Annotated in this window: 6 protein-coding genes; 2 read left to right on the top strand and 4 right to left on the bottom strand. The window is 67.5% G+C overall.

Annotation, left to right across the window (positions count from 1 at the left end; all coding sequences use genetic code 11):
* A partial coding sequence (locus ACO6D5_RS28885) for a LysR family transcriptional regulator (protein WP_485827294.1) occupies positions 1 to 897 on the bottom strand: 897 nt, incomplete at its 3' end.
* Positions 898 to 1009: 112 nt separating this feature from the next.
* Between ACO6D5_RS28885 and ACO6D5_RS28880 the strand changes: the two genes are divergently transcribed.
* Together ACO6D5_RS28880 and ACO6D5_RS28875 are read left to right on the top strand one after the other, a co-directional pair.
* Positions 1010 to 2425, top strand: a complete 1416-nt coding sequence (locus ACO6D5_RS28880) for a M20 family metallopeptidase (RefSeq protein ID WP_485827293.1) — start codon at positions 1010 to 1012, stop codon at positions 2423 to 2425.
* Between the two features lie 64 nt (positions 2426 to 2489).
* Positions 2490 to 3470 carry a tripartite tricarboxylate transporter substrate-binding protein gene (locus tag ACO6D5_RS28875; protein ID WP_315529396.1) on the top strand — a complete coding sequence of 327 codons (981 nt, stop codon included), beginning with the start codon at positions 2490 to 2492 and terminating at the stop codon, positions 3468 to 3470.
* Between the two features lie 46 nt (positions 3471 to 3516).
* Here ACO6D5_RS28875 and ACO6D5_RS28870 read toward each other — a convergent pair whose 3' ends face one another.
* The 3 genes from ACO6D5_RS28870 to ACO6D5_RS28860 form a co-directional block, all read right to left on the bottom strand.
* A complete protein-coding gene (locus ACO6D5_RS28870; RefSeq protein ID WP_485827292.1) occupies positions 3517 to 5964 on the bottom strand; it encodes a TonB-dependent siderophore receptor in 2448 nt (815 codons plus the stop codon).
* A gap of 89 nt (positions 5965 to 6053) precedes the next feature.
* Positions 6054 to 7016 (bottom strand): FecR domain-containing protein, encoded by a 963-nt coding sequence (locus tag ACO6D5_RS28865; protein ID WP_485827291.1) that lies wholly within the window; start codon positions 7014 to 7016, stop codon positions 6054 to 6056.
* A gap of 6 nt (positions 7017 to 7022) precedes the next feature.
* Positions 7023 to 7550 (bottom strand): sigma-70 family RNA polymerase sigma factor, encoded by a 528-nt coding sequence (locus ACO6D5_RS28860; RefSeq protein WP_006223263.1) that lies wholly within the window; start codon positions 7548 to 7550, stop codon positions 7023 to 7025.
* Between the last annotated feature and the right edge of the window lie 70 nt (positions 7551 to 7620).

The raw sequence follows: 7620 nt of genomic DNA, 5'->3' as shown, positions 1-7620 counted from the left end.
CCGCGTCGCCGCCGTCAACCGTTCGGCCATGAACGCCAGGAACTCGCGCGCCAGCAGCGGCAAGGTCCTGCCCTGCAGTGTCAGCACCTGGATGCTCCGCTGCCGCATTTCCGGATTCGTGAACGGCACGCCCGCCAATCTGTCGCTGCCCACCTGGCCCATCAGGGTCAGATAGCCCGTCAACGCAACGATCCGGCTGCCCGGCAGCATCGGCAGGAACGCCGCCGAATGGTTCGACACATAGGCCGGTTCGATGTGCAGTCCCGCGTTCGCGCAGGCGGTATCGAAGAGCTGCCTGACGGTCGTGCCCTGGTCGCCCAGCGACAACGGATAGTCAGCCAGATCCCGCATGCCCACGCTGCGCCGGCTTGCCAGCGGATGATCCCGGCACATCACCGCATACACCGGCGCCCGCGTCAGCAGTTCGGTCTTCAGGCGTTCGTCCTGGACGGTGGAATAGCGCAACGCGATCTGCGACAAGCCCTCCAGGATCTGCCGGCTGACCTCCTCCGGCCGCTCCACATGCAGATGAAACCGCGCTTCAGGACGCACCTGCTTGAATTCGGCCATGCTGAGCGGCAGAAAGCGGTGGGCGAAGCCTTCCGTGCAGGCCAGCCGGATCGTGACGTCGCCCACATGGCCGCGCTGGCGGATCTGAGTGGTAACGCGCTCGGCCTCGAGGGCGGCGGCGTTGGCGTAGGCGGCTAGCTGCCGGCCGGCTTCGCTCAGCGCCATGCCGCGCGCCTGGCGCTCGAACAGCACGATGCCCAGGTCGTCCTCCAGCTTGGCGATCTGGCGGCTGACGGCCGAGGCCGCCACGTGCTGGGCAGCGGCGGCCCCGGCGATCGACCCGCAGCGGACGACTTCCAGGAAGTACCTCAAGGCCAGTGAAATCATGGTGTGCTCCAAACCCATGCCTTAAAGGCATGCCAAAGATGCTAATTATCTAATTGTGGCACGGTGTGAAGCGTAATAACTTTGTGCTTCCTTTGCGTACCCGAGAGCCGATGTGATTCGCGAACAAGCCGTCCTCCATGCCGTTGAAGCCTTTGATTCCGGCGCCCTGCTGGCCACGCTGGCGCGTCGCGTCGCCTATGCGACGGAAAGCGAAGTGCCGGAACAAGCGCCCGCGCAGCATGCCTACCTGAATGAGGACCTGATCCCGCTTTTGACGGCGCTGGGATTTTCCTGTGAGGTCCACGCGAATCCCGCCGGGGTCGACCTGCCCATCCTGGTGGCGCAACGCGTCGAACAACCCGGCCTGCCGACCGTGCTGATGTATGGCCATGGCGATGTCGTGCGCGGCAACGCCGCCAAATGGGAGGCCGGCCGCGACCCGTGGCGCCTGCAAGTCGAGGGAGACCGCTGGTACGGCCGCGGCACGGCCGACAACAAGGGCCAGCACTCCATCAACCTGGAAGCGCTGCGGCAAGTCATCACCGCACGCAATGGCAAACTGGGTTTCAACACCACCTGGCTGATCGAAACCGGCGAAGAAGCAGGTTCGCCTGGCCTGGCCGCCTTCTGCGAGGCCCAGCGCAGCGCGCTGGCGGCCGACGTGTTCATCGCCAGCGACGGCCCGCGCCTGAATGCGGAACGCCCCACGCTCTTCATGGGATCGCGCGGCGCGGTGAATTTCGAATTGAAGCTGCGCGCCCGCGAGCGCGGTTACCACTCCGGCAACTGGGGCGGCCTGCTGGCCAACCCGGCCATCGTGCTGATGCACGCCATCGGCACGATGGTGGACGCCCGTGGCCGCATCACCGTCGATGGCCTGCGCCCGCCCCCCATTCCGGCCGCGGTGGCCGACGCGTTGGCCGACCTGCAAGTGGGCGGCGGCGCAGACGACCCCGAGATCAACGCCTGGTGGGGCGAACCCGGACTCTCCGCGCCAGAGAAGGTGTTTGGCTGGAACAGCCTGGACGTCCTGACCTTTGGCGCGGGCGATCCGGCCAAGCCCGTGAACGCGATTCCGCCGGAAGCCGTGGCCTGGTGCCAGCTGCGTTTCGTGGTCGGCACCGACTGGCGCGCGCTGGAGACCCACGTGCGCGAACACCTGCGGCAAGCGGGATTTGAAGACGTGCAGGTACGGATCGGCATGCAGGCCGGCGCCACGCGCCTGTCGCCCGACAATGCCTGGGTGCGCTGGGCCGCCACGTCGCTGGAACGCACGACCGGCAAGCGGCCCGCGCTGCTGCCCAACCTGGGCGGCTCGCTGCCCAACGATATCTTTGCCGATCAACTGGGCTTGCCCACCCTGTGGGTGCCGCATTCCTACCCTGCCTGCGCGCAGCATGCGCCCAATGAACATCTGCTGGGCAGCGTGGCGCGCGAAGGGCTGGCGATCATGGCCGGCCTGTTCTGGGATCTGGGCGACCAGGGCCCCTGCCTGCGCGAGGCGGCCGCCGCCTCGCCCGCCCCGTAAGTGCGTCTCCCCTCTTCGTCTCCCCCTCTTCGCGTTCCCCTTTTGACTGATAGAGAGCTTTGCCATGACCGCTAGATTTTGTGCCGCCGTGATGGCGTTCAACCTTGCCGTCGCCGCCTATGCGGGCGAGGCCCATGCCGCCTATCCCGAACAGCCGATCAAGATCGTCGTGCCGTTCACGCCGGGCGGCGCTACGGACGCGGTGGCCCGGCTGCTGGCCAACAAGCTCTCGGGCAGCCTGGGGCAATCCGTGATCGTGGAGAACCGCCCCGGCGCATCCACCGTGATCGGCGCCGACGCCGTGGCGCGGGCGCAACCCGACGGCTACACGCTGCTGTTGTCGGGCAGCACGACCTACACCGTGCTGCCAGCGCTGAAATCGTCGCTGCCCTATGACCCGCTGCACAGCTACGAGCACGTCGCCATCGTCGCGATGGCCCCGGTCGTGCTGCTGGCGCAGAACGGGCTGGCGGCCAACACGGTGCAGGAAGCCGCCGCGCTGGCCAAGCAGCAAAGCGACAAGGGCGGCCTGATGTACGGCACCTTCGGTCCCGGCTCCGCGCCGCACCTGGCCGGCGAAATGTTCGCCGAAGCCGTGGGGGCCAAGATGATGCCGGTGCCGTACAAGGGCAGCGCGCAACTGATCACCGCCATGATCGGCGGCGAGGTCGCGCTGGGCGTGGACACGGTGTCGTCGGCCGCGCCGCAGGTGCGCGCCGGCAAGGTCCGCGCGCTGGCCGTCACGGGCGAACACCGCGTGCCGCAATTGCCGGATGTGCCCACCTTTACCGAAGCGGGCATTCCGCAGGTGTCCTTCGTGGGCTGGTACGCGCTGGCCGCCCCGGCCCGCACGCCCGCGCCGGTGATCGACACGCTGAACCGCGCGGTGGCCAAGATCATGGAAGATCCGCAGGTGCGTCGGGCGGTGACGGATCTGGCGCTGGAACCGGTCTACCTGCCGGGCCAGGCGTTCCAGGATCAGATCGCCCGCGAACTGCGCACGTTCGGCGACGTTGCCAAGCGGGCGAACATCACGCTGGACTGATCGGAACAGCCCGGCTGGACAGCGCGTCCTGCCGGGCCCGCCCGGATCAATACTTGTAGTTCACGCCCAGCATGGCGCTGAACGGCGCGCCATAGTAGTTGCTGTAGACGTTGGTGCTGGCGTAGTACTTCTTGTCGAAGACGTTGTTCAGGTTCAAGGTCGCCGACCACTGGCGGTTGAACTGGTAGCGCGCCATCAGATCCACCAGCGCATAGCCGCTTTGCGACGACTCCAGCGGCTGCCCGCCGGGGCCGCGGCTGGAATAGGTGCTGCCGCTTTCCCACCGCACCCCGCCGCCCACCGTCAAGGCGCTTAGATCGCCGGGCAGGCGGTAAGTGGTGTACAGCTTGGCGATGTGGCGCGGCAGGCCGACTTGCGTGATGAAGCCTTGCGGCAGGCGGCGGTCCACATAGGCGTAGGACAACTGCATCTGCCAGCCCGGGGTCAGCTCGCCGGTGATTTCAGCTTCCACGCCCCGCATCACCGCGCCGTCGGCGGCGACGTAGGCATTGTCGCCATTTGGCGCCAGCCGGTCGCCGTCCAGCATGGCGTAGTTGTCCTGGCGCGTCCGGAACAGGGCCAGCGAGCCGTTCAAACGACCGTCCAGGAGCGCAGACTTCAGGCCGATCTCATAGGTATTGCCCTTGATGGGCGCCAGCACCCCGCCCGTCACGCTCTGCGCCTGTTGGGGCTGGAAGATGCTCGTGTAGCTGGCATAGGCGGACAGGGTGCTGGTCAGGTCGTAGACCACGCCCGCATAGGGGGTGTAGACGCCCTGCTCGCGCATGTTGTCCGGATAGGACGACCCATCGGTGTAGTTGTAGGAAGCCTGTTGATCCCACCACGTCACCCGCGATCCCAGCACCACCGACAGCGCGTCGGTCGGACGCAGGCGGAGCGCGCCATAGATCGACGCCTGCTTTTCGGTGTAGTACCGCTTGCCGGTGGACTGCCAGTCCGGTTCGGGCATGTCGCCGTTCCACTGGCGGATGTCGGGAATCTTGGGGTCATAGCCCGGCGCGACCCAAAGCGGATAGGTGTCGTAGTCGCCTTTCGTGCGCGACGCGCTTGCGCCCACCACCAGGTCATGCTGGCGGCCAAAGGCGTCGAATGCGCCGGTCAGGCTCGCGTCGACCGCGTTCTGGGTTTTCGGGATGGGCCATTTGGCCACCCACACCGACGCGCCCTGGCCCGTCGTCGGGTTGGCCCAGCCGTTGCTGCTGAACCAGCCATAGGTGCGGTCGTTGTCGTCGCCCGTGCGGGACACGGTGACCGACCCCTTCCACAACGGCGCGAACTCGTGGTCCAACGTGGCGAACACGTTGTAGCGCGTGCGCTCCTGGCGGCTCCAGTTGGTCGCCGAGTTGAAGCGTTGCGGGAAATCGGTCTTCGTGCCGTCCGCGTACGCGGCCGGAAAGCCGAAGTATGAGCATGCCGTGCATTTCTTGCGCTGATATTCCCCGCCCAGGGTCAACAACGTGCTTTCGGCCAGATCCGCCTCGACCACGCCGTAAAGCAACTGCGAATCCTGCTTGACCCGGTCAATGAACGATCCGCCCTCCTGCCACGCGCCGACCAGACGGCCCCGCAGCTTGCCCGATTCGTCCAGCGGGCTGCCCAGATCGAATTCCGTGCGCTTGTAGTCCCACGACCCCACTGCCGCGCCCACGCCCGCCTCGAACTCGCGGGTCGGCCGCTTGCGCACCAGGTTGATCGACGCCGCGGGGTTGCCGGCGCCGTTCAACAGGCCGGTAGAGCCGCGCACCACCTCGATCCGGTCATAGAGGGCGGTGTCCAGCCCCAGGGCGTTGAAGTCCTTGTGCGTGGGCACGCCGTCCACCTGCATGTTGGTGATTTCCATGCCCCGCGCGTACAGGCCCTTTTCGTTGTCGTCGGCCGACCCCTTCTTCTTGAAGGTCAGGCCCGGCGTGTTGGCGATGGCGTCCTCCAGGGTGTTGAGCCCCTGATCCGACAGGCGCTGGCGCGTCATCACCGATACGGATTGCGGCGTTTCGCGCAACGTCATCGGCAGCTTGGTGGCGGTAGTGGACAAGCCCACCGTGTACGAGTCCGTGCCTTCGCTGGGCGCGGGCTCGCGCGAGCCCAGCACTTGCACCGGAGCCAACGTCTGCGCGCCGGCGACACGCAGGCCGTAATTGTTGCCCCCCTGGCCGACCGCTTCCAGTCCGGTGCCCGCCAGCATGGCCGCCAGGCCCGAGGCGATGCCGTAGTCGCCTTGCAGGCCCGCGCTTTGCTTGCCTTGCGTCAGTTGGGCGTCGAAAGACAGCACCACGCCGGCCTGGGCGGCAAAACGGCCAAGCGCCAGGCCCAGCGGGCCGGCCGGCACGTCGTAGCGGCGCGCGGCGTCGGCCGACGGCGCGGCTTGCGCCAGCGCGGGCGGGGCCGACGCGAGCCCCATCAAAGCGACAAAGACGGCGCGCGCGATCGGCGCCAGCGGACCGGGAGGACGATGGTAGGACGTAGTGAAAGGCATAAGCTCGTGGTTTTCCGTGAATCAAATCCGACGTAATCCCTGCTAAGTCGGACGAGTACGGAAAAAGGACAATGCCTGTTGAAAATAAATCAGCCGCGGGCGACGACCCGGGTGTAATAGCGCGTGAAACGCGAAACACGCACGGGCAGCGCGCGTTCCACGGCGGCCAGCGCGCGGTCGGTGTCGTCGATCGGGAATGCGCCCGACACACGCAGCGAGGCGACCGCCTCGTCGCAGCTGAGGCGGCCGGGACGGTAGCGATCCAGCTGCGCAATGAAGTCGCCCAACCGCAAGCCGTCCACGATCAAGAGGCCCCGGGTCCAGGCATCGGGTTCGCCCGTGATGGCGCCGTCATGACGGGCGCCCGCCCCTTCCAGCACGCCTTGTTCGCCCGCGTTCAGCACCAGCGGCGGCCTCCCGTCCACGGGCAGCAGCTCGACCGCATGCCGCAGCACTGCGACACGCGTCTGCGTGTCTTGCCGGTTGACGGTGAATCGCGTGCCCAGCGGGCGCACGGTGCCGTGCAGCGTCGTCACGCGCAGGGGCGGCAAGCCCGGGGCGGCATGTTCGGTATCGACCAGGATCTCGCCCGCGTGGACGGTGATGTGGCGGCCGCGCGCGTCCACGGCCACGTCCACCGCGCTGGCGCTGTCCAGCCAGAGCAAGGTGCCGTCCGTCAGCACCAGTTCGCGGCGTTCGCCCGTACCTATGCGGTAGTCCGCCAGATAGCGGGCCGCCATCCGCTCGACCGGCAGGGTGCGCCAGGCCAGCAAGCCGCCGGCGCCAACCAGCGCCACCGCCCCCAGGCCGTTACGCAGCACGGCGCGCCGCCGCGTGAAATGATGGTCGGCGCGGTACAGTGTATCGGCAGCCAGCCGCGCCGGCGCCGCGCCCAGCGTGCCGCGCAGCCGTTCCACCTGCCGCCAGATACGGGCGTGTTCGGGGTCGGCCGCCAGCCAGCGGCCATGGGCCGCCACATCAGCCGCGCTGACGTCATCGGCGCAGAGCCGCGCGTACCATTGCGCCGCCGCGGTAATTGTCCTGTCCGCCATCGCCGCCTACTGTCGTTCCAGGGCGTAGACCAGGCAGTGCTCGGTCGCGCGCGCCATGTATTTCTTGACCGAACTGACCGTCACGCCCAGCTTGGCTGCGATGTCGGCATAGCTCGCGCCTTCCAGCTGCGACATCAGGAACGCGCGCCGGACCTTGTCGCCCAGGCCGTGCAGCATGGCGTCGATTTCGCGGATGGTTTCCAGCAGAATGGCCTGCGTCTCGGGGGAGATCGCGTGGGCTTCGGGTTGCTGCGCCAGGGTTTCCAGCCAGGCGCGTTCCAGCACCTGGCGGCGGATGTGGTCCACCAGCGTGCGCTGCGCCACCGTGGCCAGAAAGCTGCGCGGCTGCCGCACGCCTTGCAACTGGGCCATGGACGCGGGCGAGGCCAGCAGGCGCAGGAAGGTGTCTTGCGCCAGGTCCGCGGCCTCGGCGGGCACGCTCAGCCGGCGCAACAGCCAGCCGCGCAGCCAACCGTGATGGTCGCGATACAGCAAGCCCAGCTCGCGGTGCTCCAGAGATTCCGAGGACGACATGGCCGTAGCGCGACCGCTTCCTGATTTTTAAGAATGGGAATTGTAATCATTATTGATGATGGCGGGCAAT

The organism is Achromobacter sp., from assembly GCF_057314935.1.
Note: the sequence above shows the minus strand (reverse complement) of the source record. Positions and strands in the feature narration are given on the sequence as shown.